Genomic DNA, 19,910 nt, shown 5'->3' on the forward strand with positions numbered 1-19,910 from the left:
GGTAATCGAAAAACAGACAAGGTGCCTTAGACAGGCACCTTCTTCAGCATTTCGACGCCGACGTGACCAGCCGCAATTTCGCGCAGGGCGATGACGGTGGGCTTATCGCGGCTTTCAAGCTTCGGCGTGTGACCTTGTGCGAGCTGACGCGCGCGGTAGGTTGCGGCAAGCGCCAGTTCGAAACGATTCGGGATCTGTTTCAGACAGTCTTCGACGGTGATGCGGGCCATGTCAGGAATTCCTTCTCAGTATGTTACTCATTCTACCTTATGTGCGCGACACCCCGCCGTCAGCCGCCATGCGGCAGGTGGATGCCGAGCTGCATGAACAGCTGGGTGTGGCGCGCGTACTGCGACGCGAACCGCGAACGCGTCGCGCCGACCAGGCACTGCAGGTCCGCGAGCGCGCGATCGAAGTTCTCGTTGATCACGACGTACTCTGCTTCCGCCGCGTGCGCCATCTCGCTACCGGCGGCGAGCAGACGTCGCACGATGACGTTCGGCTCGTCCTGGCCGCGCTTCTTCAGGCGGTCTTCGAGCGCTTCGAGCGAAGGCGGCAGGATGAAGATGCCGATCGCGTTGTGAAACTGCTTCTTCACCTGTTGTGCGCCCTGCCAGTCGATTTCCAGCAGCACGTCATGGCCGTTTTTCATCTGGTCTTCGATCCACACGCGCGACGTCGCGTAGTAATTGCCATGCACTTCCGCGCTTTCGAGAAACTCGCCGGCCGCGTGGCGCGCGAGAAAATCGTCGACGGTGGTGAAGTGGTAGTGCTGGCCATCCTGTTCTTTCGGGCGCGGCGGGCGCGTCGTGTACGAGATCGACAGGCGGATGGCCGGATCGCGCGCGAGCAACGCGTTCACGAGGGTCGACTTCCCCGCACCCGACGGTGCGACGACCATGAACAGGTTGCCCGGATAAACGCCTGCGTACGGATTGCGCGGCGCGCTGCTTTCGCGTGGGTGGTCGGTCATGCTGCGGGACTCCGGGTCGGTCGGGACTTATTCGAGATTTTGCACCTGCTCGCGCATCTGTTCGATGAGCAGCTTCAGCGTCATCGATGCGTCGGCGAGTTCCTTAGCCGCGGCCTTCGAGCCGAGCGTATTCGCTTCGCGGTTCAGCTCCTGCATCATGAAATCGAGCCGCTTGCCTACCTTGCCGCCCTTTTCGATCACGTGGCGCGTTTCGTTCAGGTGCGCGGTGAGGCGCGTCAGTTCTTCGGCGATGTCGATACGGATACCGTACATCGTCACTTCCTGGCGGATACGCTCGTTGATTTCTTCGCGCGATACGGTCGACACGGACGCAGCGTTCTCGGGTGCCGCGATGCCGAGCGCTTCCTGCAGACGCTCGACGATCTTCTGCTGATGCTTCGTGATCAGCTCCGGCACGAGCGGCGAGATCTTCGCAACGATCGTCTCCATCTCGGTGACGTTGTTCAGCAGCATCGTGGCGAGTTGCGCGCCTTCGCGCGCGCGCACGTCGATCAGGTCCGTGATCGCCTGCTTGCCGCAACCGAGCACGGCATCGCGCAACGTTTCGGCAGCAACTCCGCTTTCGGCGAGTACGCCGGGCCAGCGCAGGATTTCGCCGGTGCGCAGGCGGCCCGCATCGGGGAACGCTTCGAGCACGGCACGCTCAAGCACCGCGAGCTGTTCGAGCGCATCGCGGTTCAATGCGCCCGCGTTGGCCGCCTGTTCGCTACGCTGCAGGTTGATACGGATATCGACCTTGCCGCGCGACAGCTTGTTCATCAGCATTTCGCGCAGCGTCGGTTCGCAGACGCGCACGTCTTCGGGCATGCGGAAGTTCAGATCGAGGAAGCGCGAGTTAACGGTACGGAGTTCGACGGAAACGCTCACACCGCCATTGCCCGAGGTCGCGGCGAGTTCGCGTGTCACGCTCGCGTAGCCAGTCATGCTGTAGATCATCGTTCGTCTCGCGAAAGGGGCCATGCGGAAAAACGTAGCGGTAATCGCATCGTTTGCGCGTCATTTCCGGTACAGCCCGTGGATTCGAGTCGCCCGGCGTGTACGGGACGCGGGGCGTAGAACGCGCATTATCCCATCTTTCGCGATAGCGCCCCGCGAAGCGGAAGCGACCCGAACGCGGCTCGCAGCGCCGATCGGCGGTAAAATCGCGGTTTCCCTCCTGCCCCTCTCCTTCCACGGTCCCCGACGATGAACGACACCACGAAACGCCCCAGCGGCCGCCGCCCCGATCAGTTGCGCGATGTGCGCATCACGCGCCACTACACGAAGCACGCGGAAGGTTCGGTGCTCGTCGAATTCGGCGACACGAAAGTGATCTGCACCGCGAGCATCGCCGAGCAGGTGCCCGGCTTTCTACGCGATCGCGGCCAGGGCTGGCTCACGGCCGAATACGGCATGCTGCCGCGCGCGACGCATACGCGCAGCGACCGTGAAGCCGCACGCGGCAAACAGACCGGGCGTACGCAGGAAATCCAGCGGTTGATCGGCCGGGCGCTGCGCTCGGTGTTCGATCTCGAACGGCTTGGCGCACGTACGCTGCATATCGATTGCGATGTGATCCAGGCCGACGGTGGCACGCGTACCGCGAGCATCACCGGTGCATTCGTCGCTGCACACGATGCGGTCGCCAAACTGCTTACGACAGGCCGTATCGAAAGCTCGCCGATCACCGACTACGTCGCCGCGATTTCGGTCGGCGTGTATGACGGACTACCGGTGCTCGATCTCGACTACGACGAAGATTCCCAATGCGATACCGACATGAACGTCGTGATGACCGGCGATGGCGGTTTCGTCGAGATTCAGGGCACCGCGGAAGGCGTGCCGTTTTCCCGCGATGAAATGAATGCGCTGCTCGATCTCGCGCAAAGCGGTATTACGACGCTGATCGCGAAGCAAAAGGAAGCGCTGGAGATCAAGGGTGAGTGATCGTCAGACTCTCGCGACCACGGCGACAGCGAGTTCGCTGGCGAAAGTCGTGCTCGCGTCGAACAACCCGGGCAAGCTGCGCGAGTTCGCGGCCTTGCTCGGCTCGGCGGGAATCGAGCTGATTCCGCAAGGCGCGCTCAATGTGCCCGAAGCGGAGGAGCCCTACCCGACGTTTGTCGAGAACGCGCTGACCAAAGCGCGGCACGCAGCGCGACTGACCGGCCTGCCCGCACTCGCCGACGACTCCGGTCTGTGCGTGCGCGCGCTGCGCGGTGCGCCCGGCGTCTATTCGGCGCGCTACGCCCTGCTTGCCGGCGGCGAGAAAAGCGACGCCGCAAACAACGCGCATCTGCTCGAACAGTTGAAGGACACGACCGATCGTCGTGCGTATTACTTCTGCGTGCTGGCGCTCGTACGTCACGAGAACGACCCTGAGCCGCTGATCGTCGAAGGTCGCTGGCACGGCGAAATGCTCGATGCGCCGCGTGGTTCGAACGGCTTCGGCTATGACCCGTTGTTCTTCCTGCCCACGCTCGACGCTACCGCGGCACAACTCGATCCGGCTGTGAAGAACGCGCAAAGCCATCGAGCGATCGCGTTGCAGCAGTTGCTCGCACGCTTGCGGGAGGAAGCATGAGCGCGGCATCGGCGGGGGCCGGCGTGATCCAGGCGTTCACCGCGCCGGGCGGCATTCGACTCACGTCGCTGCCACCGCTCGCGCTGTACGTGCATTTTCCGTGGTGCGTTCGCAAGTGCCCGTACTGCGATTTCAATTCGCACGAATGGAAAGGCGACGCGTTCCCCGAAGGCGATTATCTCGATGCGCTGCGCGCCGATCTCGAGCAGGCGTTGCCGCTCGTGTGGGGGCGCCAGGTGCACACGGTGTTTATCGGCGGGGGGACGCCCAGTTTGCTGTCGGCCGCGGGCCTCGACCGGCTGCTGTCGGATGTGCGGGCGTTGTTGCCGCTCGACGCCGACGCTGAAATCACGCTCGAAGCAAACCCCGGCACATTCGAAGCCGCGAAGTTCGCGCAGTTCAGGGCGAGCGGAGTGAATCGATTGTCGGTGGGGATCCAGAGCTTTAATGAAGCGCATCTGAAGGCACTCGGCCGGATTCACGACTCGACGCAGGCGCATCGCGCAGTCGAAGTCGCCGCGCATACCTTCGACAATTTCAATCTCGATCTGATGTTCGCGCTGCCGCAACAGACGCTTGCCGAATGTCAGACCGACATCGAGACAGCGCTCTCGTTTGCGCCGCCGCATCTGTCGCTGTACCACCTGACGCTCGAACCGAACACAATGTTCGCGAAGTATCCGCCCGCGCTTCCCGACGACGACGCATCCGCCGATATGCAGGAGTGGATACACGAGCGCACCGCCGCGGCAGGTTACGAGCGCTACGAAGTGTCCGCGTATGCGCGGCCGCATCGGCAGAGCAAACACAATCTGAACTACTGGCGGTTTGGCGATTACCTCGGTATCGGTGCGGGCGCGCATACGAAGCTGTCGTTTCCGAACCGGATCTTGCGACAGATGCGCTACAAGCACCCCGCTACTTTCATCGAGCATGCGAAGGCTGGCAAACCGGTTCACGAGGAACACGAGGTCGGACCGCGCGACCTGCCGTTCGAGTTCATGTTGAACGCGCTGCGGCTGGTTGAAGGGTTTCCGGTACATCGTTTCGTCGAGCGTACCGGCCTGACGATGACGTCGATCGAAACCGCGTTAGGGGAAGCGGAAAGGCGTGGGCTGATTGCGCGGGATCATCAGCACATCGCGCCGACGCCGCTTGGCCAGCGTTTTCTGAATGATCTGCAGGGGTTGTTCCTGCAGGATGCGTCTTAAGCGGACACAGGACCGGGCGCGATAGCGCCGTTCCAGGGTACAATCCGCGTCCCGGAGGTGTGGCAGAGTGGTTGAATGCACCGGTCTTGAAAACCGGCGAAGGGGCAACCCTTCCGTGAGTTCGAATCTCACCGCCTCCGCCAGATTTATCTTTCCAGCACCCTCAAAAGATCCCCGCAGAGCCAAACCCCACGGGTCCTCTCGGCGAACCGATACTTTCACGATCCAGCTCGGTTCGTCTGCGCGCAAACACCAATCGCCTTCCTCAGGCAATCCACCCTCCATCCACCGTCAGACTTTCTCCGGTGGTGTACCCCGCTTCGGGACTCACCAGATACGCCACCGCCGCCGCAATTTCTTCGGGTTTACCGAAACGACCCACGCTAGCGAGCCTCGTCATCGTTGCGTGATCTTCCGTCCCCGGCTGCGGCGCCAGTTCGGTATCGATCGGACCCGGCTGAACCGCATTGACGGTCACACCATACTTCCCAAGCTCGCGCGAAAGACCGCGTGTAAAACCTCGAATGGCAAATTTCGACGCGATGTAAAGCGTGACACCCGGCAGCGGCGCGGCTTCGCCGAAAGCGGAACCCACATTGATAATGCGTCCCCAGCCCGTCGCGACCATGCGCTTTGCCGCGTCTTTCGCCAGCTCGATCGGAGCCCGCACGTTGAGATTGAAATGCGTGTCGTACGACGTTTCCGACGACTCGAGGAACGGCCCATATTCGACCGTGCCCGCGTTGTTGACGAGGATGTCGAGCCGGCCTTCGAACCTGCCGCCGAACACGCCATTCACCGCATCGATCAGTGCCGTCACCCCCTCGGGCTTCGACAGATTGGCGCCGACCGCTTCGGCCTCGCCTCCCGCATCGCGGATTGCCTTGACCACCGCCTCCGCGCGTTCCGGACTCGATGCGTAGTGGACGACGACCGCTGCGCCGTCCCGCGCGAGACGGGTCGCGATTGCAGCACCGATGCCGCGTGAAGAGCCGGTGACGAGTGCGAGTTTGCCTTTCAGAGCTTGCGTCATGATGACCTCGATGGTGAGTGTTGAACGGTCCGCTCACGTGTCCGAAGCAGGACTGGCGGACTACTGCATGGGTGCCAATGCGTTCATGCACTGGTTGATGCGTATCGTCCGCTCGCGCTGGGGTGCGCGGTAGTCATCGGCGAGGAATAGGTGCTATTCCTCGGCTGTTCGCTTTGCTGGGTGCCCGGCTATCAAGAATGGAAGTTCGCAGCCGGGTAATTGCTGTGTGGTGTTACCACCTGGTCGGCCGTTAGCCGTTGGGTACCAGTCGATCCTGTGTTTTTCAGAGAGGCGATTTGGCACGTCACTGAAGATAGGGCACAGGTCCCGCGTAAGAAACGAGCCGCGGTGGCCGGGGGCGATTCCCTCGCAGCCTGGCGCACTTGCGCAGACAGCCTGCCCCATACGATGAAGCGCATCGAAGGGACTGCACGATAAACCGCCCCCTCGACGGCACGCCTTCAAAACATCTACGCCCCCGCCTTACGCTGCCCATAAAGCGTGATCCCGACACGCCGGTCCGGCTGCAGACACGCGATCACCGCAGCAGACTCTCCACCCGGACAATGCGTCACCGGCTGGCTCGACCCGACACCCTCCGCGTGTATCACCTGCGCATCGAGTCCGCGATCGATCAGATACGCCCGCACCGTATCCGCCCGCGCAACCGACAGCGGACGGTTGATCGCATCCGAGCCAATCCGGTCGGTATGCCCGACTACATCGATGCGCGTCACACCATCTCTCGCACGGATCTTCTCCGCCACCGCATCCAGCTCCGCGCGCCCTTTGGGCAACATCGAAGCGAGGCTCGACTTGCCAAACGGAAACAACGCCTCGCTCTGGATCGAGAACTCATCGAGCGGCACAGGTTTCGACACCTCCGTGACCACCGTTGTCTGCGCAGGCGCCGCCTTCAGGAAGTCCGCACACGCCGGGTCTCGCCAGTACGTGCCGCTCACCCGCATGTGGCTGTCGTACTGCACCTGGTACTGGCACGACACGACCTCGTTGCCGCGCCGGAAGTCGAACAGGTAATTCCACACGTGATTGCCGACGAACCACTCGTGAAACTGCGGCGGCCCGATCAGGTCGTACAGCTGGTCCTTGTTCAGGCCCACGGCGACATTGCGCAGGTTATCGATGTTGACGAACGTGCCGCCTGCAGGAGAGGCCCCCTGCGGGTTGGGAAACACCGGCGGAGACTGGGGTGCCGCACAGCCCGTTATGAGCAGGGCTGCCAGCACACTGAGGGAGAGAGCCGCAATCGATTGCATTTTCATGGTGTACCCGTTTTCCAAAGTGAGAAAGGCAGCGCGCGGAACCGCTCCGGCGCAGCCGCCCTGCTTACCATTGATAGCCCGCACCGATCACCGCGCCGTAGTCGTTGCGCGTATTGGTGGTGACCGCAGCCTTGTAGATCCAGTGGTTGTTCTCCGAGATCGTCGAAATACCGATCGCCTGACCCGACTGGCTGCGATAGATACTGCCCGCGATCGACACCATGCTCTTGCCGGGTCCCGACGGTTGCGGTAATCCAGCCACCGCCATCGCGCTCGCCGTGCCGCCGTCCGCATCGCGCCGCAGGCCCTGGATCTGGGCGTCGGTGTAGGCGTTGGCGTTGCCGAGTGCAGCGTTCAGCTGGCCGACGTTGACACCATCGGTCGGTGCCGTGCCGGCCGCGACATTGGTGATCTGGCGCGGCGAGTCGGCCGTGCCGATCGAGACGACGTTGCTGCGGCCGCCATCGTTACTGCCCGCACCGAGCGCCACCGAGTTGTTACCGGAGGCAGTCGAACCGTTCCCCACCGCCGTACTGCTCGAACCGGAGGCCACCGCGCCGTTACCGCCCGCCGACGAGTTCGAACCGGTCGACGAAGGCGCGGTCGTGGTGCCGGGCGTCGAAGGGAAGCCGCCGTTGCCACCGCTGTTGTTGACGATGTTCTGGATCTGCTGGGTGAGATTCTGGTCGACGGCCTGCAGCTGGCTGACGTTGACGGCGTCTGTCCCGGCCGAGCCTGCGGCGACGCCCGTGATCTTGCGGTTGCCGATGTTGACCTCACCCACCGACGACTGCGGACTGCTCAGGCCGTAGGCGATGTAGTTCGACTGGGCGCCAACGGTGGTCACCGATCCTGCACCGATCGCCACGCTGTTCGCAAAGCTGGCGCTTGCGCCTGAGCCTAGCGCCAATGCGTCAGCGGCACTGCTGTTCGCACCCGAACCGACCGCCACGGCACCTGCCGCACTGGAAACCGAGTTGGCGCCCTGAGCGATCGATTGAGGACCGGTCGCATTCGCTCCGCTACCCAGTGCAATCGCATCGGCCTGCCCGGAATTCGCCGCCTGACCGATGGCTACCCCGCCCGGCGCCGTCTGCTGGACGATCGCGCCGTTGCCGATGCCGATGCCGTTGTCGCCGTTGACCACCGTCGTCGGACCTACCGCGATCGACTCCTGGCCTACCGCGAGCGAATCGGCGGCTGTCGAATTGGCGTGGAAGTACAGCGTCGGTGTCACGGAGAACGCCTGAAGCGCACCGGTCAGCTGCCGGACTGTCACTGCATCGTGTGCGCTGGTACCGTCCGCGACGTTGATGAGCTGCCGGTACGTCGCGCCGGTCGTGCTGCCGAACGACACCGCGCCGAGCAGCGTCTCATCGGACGTATTGAACGGAACCGTGTGGGTGCCGGCCGGAATCGTGCCGCTGCCCGCTGCGATGGTGCGGTCGGAGACAGAGCCTGAACCAATCGCGACGCTGCCGTCGATCGAAGCGGTCGTCTGCGCGCCAAGCGCCATGGCGTTGGCCGTTGTCGCCTGCGCGCCGGTGCCGGCTGCGAAGGCATCCGTGGCGCTCGCGACCGCCTGCGGACCGACGGCAATGCTGTCCGTCCCCGTTGCCTGACTGTCGGCGAGCGTCGAGTCCGCGTGGAAGTACTTGATGCCCGCGCCATTGCTGATGTTCGAGATGGCGGTTGTGTTGGCATCCACCTGCTCGTTGGTCGCGAAGAGCTGCGAGCCGTTCACGGCGTCGGTACTGGTTCCACTCAGTTGCCCAGCAGCGACGTTCTGGATCTGCCGCTCCGCGCCTGCCGCGCCGACGCTCACCACGCCGGCCACTGTCGTACCCGCGAAGTTATAGGTGACGCCACCGATCACCGCACTGGGTGTCGATACGCCTGCGGTGGTCGTCGTATTGGCACCGAGCGCGACGGAATTCGCCTGCGTCGCCTGCGCGTTGCCGCCGATCGCTACCGAATCGGCACCGCTCGCCGTCGAGTCAGGATCGGTCGAGTTCGCGTGGAAATACTTGATACCCGCGCCGTTGTTGATGTTCGATATCGCCGTGGTGTTGGCCGTCACCTGCTGGTTCGTGGCGAACAGCTGTGAGCCGTTCACGGCATCCGTGCTGGTGCCGCTCAACTGGCCTGCGGCGACGTTCTGGATCTGCCGGTCGAGCCCGGCTGCGCCGACGCTCACCACGCCGCCCACCGTCGCACCCGCGAAGTTATACGTGACGCCACCGATCACCGCACTGGGTGTGCCGACGCCCGCGGTGGTCGTCGAGTTCGCACCGAGCGCCACGCTGTTTGCCACGCTGGTCGTCGCACCCGAGCCGAGCGCGAGGCCGCCGGTGGCCGCGGCCTGCACCACCGCGGTATCACCGATCGCGATCGAGCCCGCGACATTCGCCTGCGATGCGTTGCCGAGTGCAACCGATCCCTGCCCGGTCGCCACGTTCGTATTGCCCAGTGCGATCGCACCATTGCCGTTGGCAGTGTTGGTCGCGCCCATTGCCACGGCGCCGTTGCCGGTGGCCGTATTCGGGTCACCAATTGCGACTGCACCGTTGCCGTTCGCCGTCTGTCCTTCGCCGAGTGCGACGGCGCCGGTGCCGCCCGTGACCTGCGAGTTGTGGCCGCCCGCGATGGAGCCGGTGCCCGAGGCTGCGGTCACCGTGCTGGTGTCACCGAAGGCAACGGTCGATGCGGCAAGTGCCTTCGAATCTGCGCCGATGGCCGTTGAATTGACGCCGCCGGCCGTGGTCGTCGATCCCAGTGCCGTGCTTTGCGTGCCGGATGCAAGCGCGTTGATGCCTAAGGCAGATGCGTTGTTGGCGGCCGAGCTGCCGGCGCCCAGGGCCGTCGCAGAAACGGCGGTCGCGTGGGAATTGAGACCCAGTGCAATCGCATTGGCAGCGGTGGCGGTGGCGCCAGGTCCCAGTGCGACTGAAGACGTACCGGAAGCCGTGGCCAGGTCACCGATGGCGACGCTAAACAGCTGGGACGATATGGCCGTATTGCCGATCGCAATCGCACTGGTTCCGGTGGCCGTCGCACCGGGACCGAATGCCTGCGCGAATGGACCGCTGGCCAGACTGCTAAAACCGAGCGCGATCGACTCATTCCCAGTCGCCTGCGTACCCGAGCCGGGAACACCGGCCGTCCCGCCGCCGGCACCGATAGCGATGGAACCCGTACCCGTGGAGCCTGCATTGGTACCGATCGCGGTTGCTGAAGGACCGCCCGATGACGCACCGCTACCAACCGCCAGACCGCCAGCGGCCGCGGCCGACACCTGCGCCTGATTACCCACCGCAACCCCGCTCACACCCGCAGCAGTTGCCAGGTAACCCACTGCGGTGGCTTGCAGCGCCGACGCCACAGAGCTTCCGCCGACCGCCACGGTAAAATTCCCGTTTGCCGCGGCACCGCCGCCCAGCGCAAGACCGAACGAACCCGACGCGCTCGAATGCTCGCCGAATGCCATCGAAAAACCACCGGTTGCCGACGCGAATGCGCCAAGTGCCGTTGCGCCTGACGCCGCAGTAGAGAGATAACCTACCGACGTCGCGAACTCATCCGACGCATCAGCATTGGTGCCAACCGCCGTGGCGAAATTGCCAACCGCCTGGCTATTGGTGCCCAGAGCAGTAGTGTTAAGCCCGGTTGCCGCTGCATTCTGCCCTACCGCAACTCCCAGGTTTCCCGCCGCATTTGAGCCTGATCCGACTGCCACCGAGTTCGCGCCCCCGGCCGAGCCGCCAGCCACTGCCTGCGCTACCGCTGCCCGCGGAATCAGGACACCTCCCGCGGACATCAACATGATCCCAACAGCGATAGCGCGTCGCCGGTCTACCCTGCTAGTCGACCCTCCGCGCTGGTCGACCGTGCCGGACGACGATCCCGACTTTCCTTTTCCCGCCGCGGGGTCTATCTCGGATACGGCGACAAAAGCGCCGCGCGCGCTGTTCCAGATCGAGCGATATACCTTGTTCATGTTTTTTTCCTGCCAGGCTGTAATCGACGTGTTCCATGCAATGCACCTGCTCACTGGCGGCCGTCTGCCAGCGGGCGTGCACGCCCGTCTCGCGTCTCCCTGAATCAACGCGAGCTTGTTTCCGGATAAACAACTTCAGTGCAAGTATTTTTCTGGCATGCGAATACACATCGAATCCAACAAATGAATTCTTATATATCAGGCGCACGCACCCATCGAGGAATTCAGTGAACTTCCTCAATCGAAATAACTCAATTCAATTTATTCGCTACGCATTTCCATTCAAATTACCCACATGGCTCAGGCAAGAATGTGCTGAATCGTAGAGTAATGGATGGAAAGCAGAAAAACGGAGGGAACAATTTTGAACAATTGTCACAGAAAAGTGACAAATGAAAACACACACGCCCGCACAGCAAGCGATTGAGCGCCTCGTGGCAGTTCACAAATGTTAAAAATGACTCGCCCTGTCGTATCCGGACAGATTGAATTGACAAACGGATTCGAAGCTTGTAATTAGCAGGAAAGATCGCCCCGGCAAACTATCCTATTAATCCGAAAGACGAGAATTCGTAAATAAAATCACACACCAGAAGGATGATTTAACAATCTGCCTTCTATTGATCCGTTGATATAACGATCAACCAGCCACCGACTGTTTCGGTAAAAGAAGCGTAAAAACAGACCCCTGCCCCACGCGACTTTCAACATGAATTTTCCCGCCAAGCGCATCGATGACACCTTTGACGAAGGCGAGCCCCAGGCCGTGGCCAGGACGGTCGCTATGCGCGTCGATGCGAGTGAACTCGGTAAACAGATTCGGGATTTGATCGGCGGGGATGCCGATGCCTTGATCGGCAATCGCCACTGTCTGGTATTGCTCGCATGCGCGGGCGTTCACCGTGATAGTCGCGTTCTCGGGTCCAAACTTGATGGCGTTGTCGATCAGATTGCCGACCGCGCGACGCAGCATCTGCGCATCGGCATCGATCAGGATGCCGGGCTCGGCGATCAGGTCGACCCGTGTGCGTTTGGCATTGGCATGAGGCCAGAAATCATCGATGGTGTCGTGAAGCAGGAACGCAAGATCGACCGTCGTCAGCGACAGCGTGCGTCGCTCCGCGCGAGCGAGCAACAGGAACTGATCCACTAGCGCGAGCGTCGATTCTGCGTACTGGCTCACCAGATCGATGAAGCGTGCTTCCGGCATCTCCATCGGCGCATGGCGTCGCTGCTCGATCAAGGTGAGTATCGCGGCCTGGGGAGAGCGAACGTCGTGGGAGAAAAAGCGTAGTGCGGTGTCCTGCTCACGTTCGGCGGCGAGCTTCTGTGTGACGTGCTGTTGTCGCGGATCGAGCGCGCCAAGGCGGATGGGTGGCCCGCAGGCGAGCGCCAGTTCTCCCATTACGCTCTCCGCCTGCGGGCTCACATAGCGCAGCGTCCCCCCTCGCCGACACCACGCCCAGACGGGATACGCCGCGATGCACAACGTCGCCGCGGCGGCCGGAAAGTAGAAAACGTGCGCCACTGCAAGCAGGACGAGCGATACGGCATACGTAGCCAGCACAAGCATTACGCAGGCAAACAATCCGGCGCGCGGTCCGAGCGCGAACAGTCCCACGCACACGAACGGCAACACGCACAGACTAAGTAGCAGCTGACCGGTTTCCGACAGCGGGCTCACCAGCGATCCGCTCGCCATCCCGTAAGTGGCATCCGCGAGAAATGCAACATCGGTCAACGGAGATCGATCGCTACCCGCGATGACGAAATGCGTGTCCGTCGTACCGGAAGTCGGACCGACGATAACAATCGCCCCGTCGAAAATGGACGCGGCCACGCGGCCCTGAAGCACATCGATCAACGAAAAAGTTGCGTGCGACGACTCACGTCCTATCGGCACATACCGGCGACATGCACCCGCCCCGTCGCGTGTCGGATTCGGGGATTCTTTGCATCGAGCCGGCGTCGCACCGGCAGCGCTCAGCAGCGCCTCGCTCATATGCATCGAGGTCGCGCCGGTAAACCGTTCGAGCCGATAGAAGCTGCGGGATGCACCGTCCACATCCGCGGATGTATCGGTTCGCGCGATCGCGAAGGCGGCCTCTCTGATCGGCGTAACCGGCGGGACGACATGCGTTCCTTCGGGTGTATCGACAAGCAGAACCGGTAGCACGACTTTCGCATTCCGTGTCATCGCCTTCGCGAGTTGATCGTCGCCGCCAGGATCGACTCTGCCTGGGTGCGGCATCGCGATGTCGAGTCCAACGGCAGACACGCCAGCATCGGTCAGCCAGTCGATGAGTTCGGCATAGGCACTGCGCTTCACCGGCCATCCGCCCAGCGCATTGACGCTCGCATCGTCGATGGCGACGAGGACGATCTTCTTCGGTGCTGGCTGCTGAAGCAGTGGTTGCACAGCGTCGAAAAAAAACAAATCCGCGCCGCGCAATACCCGTGAAACGTCAAGCGCAACGCATAGCAACAGCAGGAAAACGCCGAACGCTAGCCACTCCTGCAGCATGCGAGGACGGCTGGCGTCCGAATCGCGACCCGACCTCGACGTCCGCCTGCGAAGTCGCAGGTCGCTCGTCTGATCGGCGGAGCGCCCGGGCGCCGCGCCTGGTTCGCAGGTCAGTTGCACGGCAACACGTTCTGATCTGACACGGCACTTCGGGGTGACTTCGACGGTACTTCTTCCAGCCGGTATCCGTGCGTATAGACGGCGCTCAGCCGCAGACCGTTTTCAGGGGCGAGTGCCAGCTTCTGCCGCACACGATAGACGTGGGTATCGAGCGTGCGGGACGCGGGGTCGAGCTCGCGCCCCCACGTGCTAATGCTGACGACCTTGCGCGACAGCAGCTTGCCCAGGTTGTTGAAGAACAGCGCGGTGAGATCGAACTCTTTCGGCGTGAGATCGATGCGCTCGCCGCGCAACGCGACGGTGCGGCCCAGCGGGTCGAGCGTATAGTCGCCGGCGCGGATGTGATCGGTCCGTTCGAGGTCGTGTGTGACCCGCCGCAGCAGCGCGTTGACGCGCGCCGTCAGTTCCCCGACACGAAACGGTTTCACGAGATAGTCATCGGCGCCGGCTTCCATCGCCAGAACGATGTCGTCGTCGAGCACCTTGTTCGTCAGGAACAGCACCGCGGGCACGTCGCCGAGGTTGCGGCGAATCCAGTACAGCACTTCGAAGCCGCTCATCCTCGGCAACAGCCAGTCGAGAATGACCAGATCCACCGGCTGCGACCTGAGAAGACGAACGGCTTCCTCGCCATCGCCAGCCTCGATGATGTCGTGCCCCAGCGGGCCGACGACTCTCACCGCCGCTTTGGCATGCACGGGGTCATCTTCGACAACTAGCACACGCATAAACGCCATCCGTTCTTCAGGACTGGTGCGGCACGACTTGATCGCTCAGGCGTAGTCCGTCGGGATTGCCCGTGCCAATGAACGCAACGCGGCGCATGGCCGTCGTAACGCGCAAACTGGCACGACCCATCGGACAGCGAACCCATTTCATGACGCAGGTATGGCAACAGAAGACCGCAACGCTTTGATGTCAATGCACGCAGGTAGTACGCGACGTTACGGTCGCGAAACACGGGCAACACTCACGCTCGCCTCGATGCGAGGATGTTCAACAACGGAGACCAGGGTGGACGGGCGGCCGGCTTACGACGGGCCGTCGTGATGTTGCAGACCTGCGGAAATGGCGCGCGAAGGGGCCGATTGATGCAGGTGATGCGCTTCGGTTCGCGGGCTGTTCCACCAGCCTGCCGGTCCTGTGATGTCCATGGTTACGACCCTCTCCCATCTGCGCACGCGTTTGTACCATCGGCGCACCGGATCGGCGCACGTCTTTGTGGCGCTTACCGGTTTCTTTATCTCGGGAATCTCTCAAGCACTTGTTTTACTGATACTCGAACAAACAATTCTGCCGACTTTCGTGGTATTTCCCACTGCATCGTCGCCAAAAAAGCGTGTTAAGTGCCTGCCGGGACTTTGGCACAAGACTATTACTTTGTCCACATGAATGCTTACGATAAAGTCATCTATTGCAATATTTAATAATGTCTAATAGTTGGGCACATCGGCGTGCGGCGACGCACCTTCCAGCGCCCGCAGTGCCGGCGAGACATGACAGCTTGATGACGCCTGTGCAGCCATGTGGGCGAGGCGGACGGCCAGTTCGTAGCGTAGGGTGACGGGGGACTGCGATGAACGTAACGGCGATCGACAGCCTGTTGAATGAACTTCAATACTACGAATTTTTAATCGCATTACGAACGAAATCGACAAACAGCCGCTTGAATTCGCTGTCAATAGGCTATTCGGAAAACTCGAATGCTGTTTTAAATCATGAATCAGCCATTTTGTAATGGCACATTCCAACCTGGCTTCAAAAAATGGGCGAAAAAAAAGCCGCAGACATCGCCGCGGCCCTATCAACATGCGTCCCGAGGGGTTACTGCTGAACGCGACTCCAATGTCCCACGAGCCGGAGCGTCATACAAGTTTCCATTTGTAATTTTGGTTTAGCGGACGTTTCAGGGCGTGCAAGCGGCATCGCAATCTAGGTATAAACCCTTAGCATGAGGTATCATGGCGGCCAAATATGGAAGCCATGCTCATGCCTCATCGTTATCAGCTACTCGAAAAGATCGCGTTCTCACTGGTCGTACTGTCCGCCGTCATGTGCTCGACCTTCATCGCTTACGAAAGCTCGCCGGAATTCCGCGGCGACCTCAAGGCGGGCAAGGATCTGATCGCGAAGAGCGGTCAGTATTCGTATGGATGCACGACCGTGCCCAGCGATCCCTGCGCGCAGTTGTCGCTCCAGTAAGCCTTCACTCGCGCGCTCACGTCCGGGCGCCTGCGTCGCGCGGGTCTCGACCTCCGCTGCGGTACTCCCCCGATTGCAAAGCGGCCTGTTTCGACTAGCATTCGAAGCACAGTCTGCCTGCAAGGCGTGCCGCCATGTTCCCGCGCTTTCGTTCCTGCATGACGCTCGCTTTCGCGCTGACAGCGACCGCCTGCACCTTCACGCCACCCGAGCGACCCGCGCTGTCGATCCCGCTAGCCGCGATGAACAGCGCCACACTCGACCGCTATCGCGACGCGGTTGCGCGTCGCATCCAGGAGCGCAATCCATCGTATGTCCTGTCGGGCACCCCGCAGGCGATGCTGCGCTCGCTCGTCGTCGTTTCGTTCACCGTCGATCGCGACGGCCGCGTGCTCGCTTCATCGGTGTACCGCACCAACGGCGACGACGAAGCAGAAAGCACGGCGCTCAATTCGCTACGCCGCTCGGCACCGCTGCCGCAACCGCCCGCCAGACTACTCGACGGCCGCGGCCGGCTCGAGCTGATGGAAGACTGGCTCTTCAACGACGACGGCAAATTCCAGTTGCGTACGCTCGCCTCGCCGCAAGCGCAAACAATCGACTGACCTCACGCCGTCTCGAAGCCGTTCGCGACCATTCACAGCGCGGCGCCACCCGATGTAAGCTGTCAGGCCGTCGCGGCCCGCTTGATGCATCGCCGCACGCGCGCTTGCCCTAATGAACATAAAACGCTGCCGCCGCAGACGCATGCCTGCGCACAACCAGGCAGCATCACGACACCTGGAGATTTCGATGTCAACACCCCCGATTTCCACCGCGCAACCCGGCCAGTCTGAGTCGGCCGGGCAAAACAGCGCGTCGCGGGTCATCTTCGCGAGCTTCATCGGCACCGCAATCGAGTTCTACGATTTCTACGTCTATGCCACCGCCGCCGCGCTCGTGATCGGCCCGGTGTTCTTTCCGCATGGCTCGGCGACCGCCCAGGCGCTGTCCGCGTTCGTCACGTTCGGCATCGCCTTCATCGCGCGACCGATCGGCTCGTTTCTGTTCGGCCATTTCGGCGACCGCATCGGCCGCAAGTCGACGCTCGTCGCGTCGCTGCTCGTCATGGGTCTGTCGACAACGTTGATCGGCTTCGTCCCCGGCTACGACTCGATCGGCAGTCTCGCGCCGATCCTGCTGTGCGTGCTGCGCTTCGGCCAGGGCATCGGGCTCGGCGGCGAATGGGGCGGCGCCGCGCTGCTCGCCACCGAGAACGCGCCCGCCGGCAAGCGCGGCTGGTTCGGCATGTTCCCGCAGCTTGGGCCATCGGTCGGCTTTCTGGCATCGAACGGTCTGTTCTTCGGTCTCGCGCTCACGCTGTCGGACGAGCAGTTCCGTAGCTGGGGATGGCGCGTGCCGTTCCTCGTGAGTGCCGTGCTGGTCGCGCTCGGCCTTTATGTGCGGCTCAAGATCGCGGAGACGCCGGCCTTCCGCGCCGCCATCGAACGCAAGGAACGTGTGCGCGTGCCGATCGCCGAGCTGCTGTCGAAGCATGGCGGCCCCACACTGCTCGGCGCACTCGCAATGGTCGTCTGCTACACGCTGTTCTACATCTCGACGGTGTTCTCGCTGTCGTACGGTGTATCGACACTGCACTTCACGCGACCAGGCTTCCTCGGCCTGCTGTGCATCGCGGTGCTGTTCATGGCATTCGCGACGCCGATTTCCGCGTGGGCCAGCGACCGCTACGGCCGCAAGCCGGTGCTGATCTTCGGCATCGTTGCCGCGATCCTGTCGGGCTTCGCGATGGAGCCGCTGCTCGGTAGCGGTTCGGTGCCGCTCGTATTGCTGTTTCTCGTGATCGAGCTGTTCCTGATGGGCGTCACGTTCGCGCCGATGGGTGCGCTGTTGCCCGAGTTGTTCCCGACCAACGTGCGCTACACGGGTGCCGGTGTGGCGTATAACCTCGGGGGGATTCTCGGAGCGTCGGTCGCGCCGTATATCGCTCAGGTGCTCGCCGCACGCGGTGGGTTGTCATGGGTGGGCGGATATGTGTCGGTAGCTGCGCTCGTCAGTCTGATCGGTGTGCTGTGCATGCGCGAGACCCGCGATGCACGTTTGATGTAAGGAATATTGCCAAAACACCGCGCGGCTGCGGAGTTTCCCCGCCTTGCGCGGTTTTTTGGCGTGCCTATACTCAAATGAGCTGAAATCAGCTGAGATGCGCTGAAAAAACGATCCCGAAACAGGAGGCACCCGTGGGCATTCAGATCAGCAACGCAGATATCGTGATGATCATCGCACTGGCATTGCTCGGTTCCTTGCTGCTGGCAATCCGTTTCAAGCCGGTCACTTGGAAAGGTATTCTCGTCGAAGCGCTCGCGGCAAACATCGCAGCCATTGCCGCGGTCGTCGCGGTCGAAATGATGCTCGCCTAGCGGCAGCCTCGCGTTCACGCGAATTCACGCAAATTCGCGCTGCGCAAGATTGAATGGCGTCACGCGCGCTTGCGCGTGACGCCATTCTCATTAGCGGTAGTATCCGCCGCCACCGTACCCATGGTAATAGCCGCCACCGCCGTAGTAGCCCGGCCCTGGCACCACAATGCAGCCACCCAGCGCGGCTGTCAGCAGCGCGCCGGCAATCAAGGTTAGCGTCAAGCGTTTCACATCGTTCTCCCGTCGGGTCAGTATGATTCGATCGATCTCGCGATCTCGAATACTTCCGATTGAACACGACGCGATACTGCGCGGGCGTTGCAATTTGTAAGCGAACTCGCCCGCGATGTTACACAGAACGCATAAATCGGCCTTCCGCGGCTCATTTGTAGAAGAACAGCGACAGATTTAACAAGCGTGTAATGCGATCGGCCGTGCGAAACCGCGTTCGCCCATGTGAAAACGCACGCTTTACGCGTGCGTTCCGGTTCCGATAGCGGGGAGAAAAACCGTTATGCCGCGGCGGCAGACGGTGTGGCACCGAGGGCAGTCGATGCCGGCGAAACAGGAGGCGCCGCGTGCACGTGATCGATGGCCTGCAGCGCTTCGTCGATGCTCGGCACCCGCCGGCCATCGCCAACCGACACCGAACGATACGGCGTGTGATTGCCGAAATGCTCCGCCGATGTCGCGATGAAAATCATCACCGCACGCTTCTGCAACGCATGCGCGAGGTGCACGAAGCCGGTGTCGACGCCGACCACGAGCTGGCAGTCCTGGATCAGTTGTGCGATGCCGGTCAACGTCATCTGCGGCAACAAGGTCGCGGACGGGACCTGCGCGACGATATCGGTCGCCTCGCTATGTTCGGCGAGCGATCCCCACGGCAACACCACACGATAGCCGCGCCCGAGCAGATCGCGGGCAACCGCGGCCCAGTGCGAGGTCGGCCACTTCTTGTCGTCCTTCGATGCCGCATGGAAAAGGATGGCGAGCGGCGAGGCGTCGGGCTGCAGCGCGTCCGCTGCAGCGTTCGCGTGCGTGGCGCGCGGTACTTCCAGGTTGTAGATCGGCGGATCTTCGAGCGTATAGCCGAGTGCGCGGCTCACGGTCTCGCGCATGCCCTGCCACGCGTTGGTGTCGTCGCCACACGGCGCGAAACGGCCCGTATAGGCAAAGGCCGCGCCACGCTCGCCGAGGTCTTTGGCCTGATAGCCGAGCCGTCGCGACGAACGCGTGAGAAACGAAATGATGGCGCTCTTGTAGACGCCGTGAATGTCGAGCACCACGTCGTAGTGCTCCGCGCGCAGTTCGGCGATCGATGCCCAGATCGCCTTGAAGTCGGCCCAGCGACGCGCTTTCTTGAAGCGGCGCAGCGGCGCGCACAACACGCGGTCGGTGCCGACATTCCAGCGGGCAATTTCTGCAAAGGCTTCGTCAGCAGCCCAGTCGACTTTGACGCCTGGAAAGGCGCGTTTGAGATCGGCAACGACCGGTTGGGCCTGTATGACGTCGCCCATCGAGGTGACCTTGACGACAAGAATTCGCTTCATGGTGTTCCGT

18 protein-coding genes and 1 tRNA gene are annotated in these 19,910 nt (G+C 62.2%); 9 read left to right on the top strand and 10 right to left on the bottom strand.

Going from position 1 to position 19,910, the window contains the following annotated elements:
• Positions 1-26: 26 nt before the first annotated feature.
• The 3 genes from rpoZ to M0D65_RS05320 are packed head-to-tail and all read right to left on the bottom strand — an operon-like array spanning position 27 to position 1,930.
• Entirely contained in the window at positions 27-230 is a 204-nt protein-coding gene (gene rpoZ / locus M0D65_RS05310; RefSeq protein ID WP_091011430.1) for a DNA-directed RNA polymerase subunit omega, read from the bottom strand.
• 59 nt (positions 231-289) lie between these two features.
• On the bottom strand, positions 290-973 hold the full coding sequence (gene gmk, locus M0D65_RS05315; protein WP_091011429.1) for a guanylate kinase: 684 nt from the start codon (positions 971-973) through the stop codon (positions 290-292).
• A 27-nt stretch (positions 974-1,000) separates the two neighbouring features.
• Entirely contained in the window at positions 1,001-1,930 is a 930-nt protein-coding gene (locus M0D65_RS05320; protein WP_266251632.1) for a YicC/YloC family endoribonuclease, read from the bottom strand.
• A gap of 249 nt (positions 1,931-2,179) precedes the next feature.
• On the opposite strand from M0D65_RS05320, the gene rph reads away from it, so the two are divergent.
• The 4 genes from rph to M0D65_RS05340 all read left to right on the top strand — a co-directional run bounded on the left by rph (position 2,180) and on the right by M0D65_RS05340 (position 4,911).
• Complete coding sequence (gene rph, locus M0D65_RS05325) at positions 2,180-2,920, top strand: ribonuclease PH (protein WP_091011427.1); 741 nt, start codon at positions 2,180-2,182, stop codon at positions 2,918-2,920.
• The gene (rdgB, locus tag M0D65_RS05330; protein WP_266251635.1) at positions 2,913-3,557 is read left to right on the top strand and encodes an RdgB/HAM1 family non-canonical purine NTP pyrophosphatase; all 645 of its coding nucleotides are present in this window, start codon (positions 2,913-2,915) and stop codon (positions 3,555-3,557) included. The genes rph and rdgB overlap by 8 nt, the downstream gene beginning before the upstream one ends.
• Positions 3,554-4,768: a radical SAM family heme chaperone HemW gene (gene hemW / locus M0D65_RS05335; RefSeq protein WP_266251637.1), complete on the top strand. Its 1,215-nt coding sequence runs from the start codon at positions 3,554-3,556 to the stop codon at positions 4,766-4,768. Before rdgB ends, hemW begins: the two co-directional genes overlap by 4 nt.
• Positions 4,769-4,821: 53 nt before the next feature.
• Positions 4,822-4,911, top strand: a tRNA-Ser gene (locus M0D65_RS05340).
• A 122-nt stretch (positions 4,912-5,033) separates the two neighbouring features.
• Here the strand turns inward: M0D65_RS05340 and M0D65_RS05345 are convergent.
• Positions 5,034-5,801: an SDR family NAD(P)-dependent oxidoreductase gene (locus M0D65_RS05345; protein WP_266251639.1), complete on the bottom strand. Its 768-nt coding sequence runs from the start codon at positions 5,799-5,801 to the stop codon at positions 5,034-5,036.
• On the opposite strand from M0D65_RS05345, the gene M0D65_RS05350 reads away from it, so the two are divergent.
• A complete protein-coding gene (locus tag M0D65_RS05350) occupies positions 5,800-5,934 on the top strand; it encodes a hypothetical protein (RefSeq protein ID WP_266251641.1) in 135 nt (44 codons plus the stop codon). The two genes, M0D65_RS05345 and M0D65_RS05350, sit on opposite strands and share 2 nt — an antisense overlap.
• Positions 5,935-6,271: 337 nt before the next feature.
• Here the strand turns inward: M0D65_RS05350 and M0D65_RS05355 are convergent, their stop codons facing one another.
• The 4 genes from M0D65_RS05355 to M0D65_RS05370 form a co-directional block, all read right to left on the bottom strand.
• Positions 6,272-7,084, bottom strand: coding sequence for an OmpA family protein (locus M0D65_RS05355; protein ID WP_266251643.1), 813 nt, complete (start codon positions 7,082-7,084; stop codon positions 6,272-6,274).
• A gap of 64 nt (positions 7,085-7,148) precedes the next feature.
• Positions 7,149-11,081, bottom strand: a complete 3,933-nt coding sequence (locus tag M0D65_RS05360; protein WP_266251645.1) for a YadA-like family protein — start codon at positions 11,079-11,081, stop codon at positions 7,149-7,151.
• 640 nt (positions 11,082-11,721) lie between these two features.
• Positions 11,722-13,605, bottom strand: a complete 1,884-nt coding sequence (locus tag M0D65_RS05365; RefSeq protein ID WP_266251647.1) for a CHASE2 and HATPase_c domain-containing protein — start codon at positions 13,603-13,605, stop codon at positions 11,722-11,724.
• A 110-nt stretch (positions 13,606-13,715) separates the two neighbouring features.
• Positions 13,716-14,453 (bottom strand): response regulator transcription factor, encoded by a 738-nt coding sequence (locus M0D65_RS05370; protein WP_266251649.1) that lies wholly within the window; start codon positions 14,451-14,453, stop codon positions 13,716-13,718.
• Between the two features lie 1,261 nt (positions 14,454-15,714).
• Between M0D65_RS05370 and M0D65_RS05375 the strand changes: the two genes are divergently transcribed.
• The 4 genes from M0D65_RS05375 (at position 15,715) to M0D65_RS05390 (ending at position 18,347) form a co-directional block, all read left to right on the top strand.
• Entirely contained in the window at positions 15,715-15,927 is a 213-nt protein-coding gene (locus M0D65_RS05375) for a hypothetical protein (RefSeq protein ID WP_091011639.1), read from the top strand.
• A gap of 134 nt (positions 15,928-16,061) precedes the next feature.
• Entirely contained in the window at positions 16,062-16,532 is a 471-nt protein-coding gene (locus M0D65_RS05380) for a TonB family protein (protein ID WP_266251652.1), read from the top strand.
• A gap of 187 nt (positions 16,533-16,719) precedes the next feature.
• Positions 16,720-18,036, top strand: coding sequence for an MFS transporter (locus M0D65_RS05385; protein WP_266251654.1), 1,317 nt, complete (start codon positions 16,720-16,722; stop codon positions 18,034-18,036).
• Positions 18,037-18,167: 131 nt separating this feature from the next.
• Positions 18,168-18,347: a hypothetical protein gene (locus tag M0D65_RS05390; RefSeq protein ID WP_091011419.1), complete on the top strand. Its 180-nt coding sequence runs from the start codon at positions 18,168-18,170 to the stop codon at positions 18,345-18,347.
• 90 nt (positions 18,348-18,437) lie between these two features.
• Here M0D65_RS05390 and M0D65_RS05395 read toward each other — a convergent pair whose 3' ends face one another.
• Both M0D65_RS05395 and waaC read right to left on the bottom strand, forming a co-directional pair.
• Positions 18,438-18,578 carry a hypothetical protein gene (locus tag M0D65_RS05395; protein WP_266251657.1) on the bottom strand — a complete coding sequence of 47 codons (141 nt, stop codon included), beginning with the start codon at positions 18,576-18,578 and terminating at the stop codon, positions 18,438-18,440.
• Between the two features lie 281 nt (positions 18,579-18,859).
• Positions 18,860-19,900, bottom strand: coding sequence for a lipopolysaccharide heptosyltransferase I (gene waaC / locus M0D65_RS05400; RefSeq protein WP_266251659.1), 1,041 nt, complete (start codon positions 19,898-19,900; stop codon positions 18,860-18,862).
• Positions 19,901-19,910 lie beyond the last annotated feature (10 nt).

Source organism: Paraburkholderia sp. CHISQ3 (assembly GCF_030464945.1).
GTDB classification, from domain to species: domain Bacteria; phylum Pseudomonadota; class Gammaproteobacteria; order Burkholderiales; family Burkholderiaceae; genus Paraburkholderia; species Paraburkholderia megapolitana.

Bases quoted from the DNA above. Each gene is read 5' to 3' on its own strand.
- M0D65_RS05380 (WP_266251652.1), top strand. From the start codon at position 16,062: ATGTTCCCGCGCTTTCGTTCCTGCATGACGCTCGCTTTCGCGCTGACA.
- gmk (WP_091011429.1), bottom strand. From the start codon at position 973: ATGACCGACCACCCACGCGAAAGCAGCGCGCCGCGCAATCCGTACGCA.
- waaC (WP_266251659.1), bottom strand. From the start codon at position 19,900: ATGAAGCGAATTCTTGTCGTCAAGGTCACCTCGATGGGCGACGTCATA.
- rpoZ (WP_091011430.1), bottom strand. From the start codon at position 230: ATGGCCCGCATCACCGTCGAAGACTGTCTGAAACAGATCCCGAATCGT.
- hemW (WP_266251637.1), top strand. From the start codon at position 3,554: ATGAGCGCGGCATCGGCGGGGGCCGGCGTGATCCAGGCGTTCACCGCG.
- M0D65_RS05320 (WP_266251632.1), bottom strand. From the start codon at position 1,930: ATGATCTACAGCATGACTGGCTACGCGAGCGTGACACGCGAACTCGCC.
- rph (WP_091011427.1), top strand. From the start codon at position 2,180: ATGAACGACACCACGAAACGCCCCAGCGGCCGCCGCCCCGATCAGTTG.
- M0D65_RS05385 (WP_266251654.1), top strand. From the start codon at position 16,720: ATGTCAACACCCCCGATTTCCACCGCGCAACCCGGCCAGTCTGAGTCG.
- M0D65_RS05345 (WP_266251639.1), bottom strand. From the start codon at position 5,801: ATGACGCAAGCTCTGAAAGGCAAACTCGCACTCGTCACCGGCTCTTCA.
- M0D65_RS05355 (WP_266251643.1), bottom strand. From the start codon at position 7,084: ATGAAAATGCAATCGATTGCGGCTCTCTCCCTCAGTGTGCTGGCAGCC.
- M0D65_RS05370 (WP_266251649.1), bottom strand. From the start codon at position 14,453: ATGCGTGTGCTAGTTGTCGAAGATGACCCCGTGCATGCCAAAGCGGCG.
- M0D65_RS05350 (WP_266251641.1), top strand. From the start codon at position 5,800: ATGATGACCTCGATGGTGAGTGTTGAACGGTCCGCTCACGTGTCCGAA.
- M0D65_RS05365 (WP_266251647.1), bottom strand. From the start codon at position 13,605: ATGCTGCAGGAGTGGCTAGCGTTCGGCGTTTTCCTGCTGTTGCTATGC.
- M0D65_RS05375 (WP_091011639.1), top strand. From the start codon at position 15,715: ATGCCTCATCGTTATCAGCTACTCGAAAAGATCGCGTTCTCACTGGTC.
- M0D65_RS05360 (WP_266251645.1), bottom strand. From the start codon at position 11,081: ATGAACAAGGTATATCGCTCGATCTGGAACAGCGCGCGCGGCGCTTTT.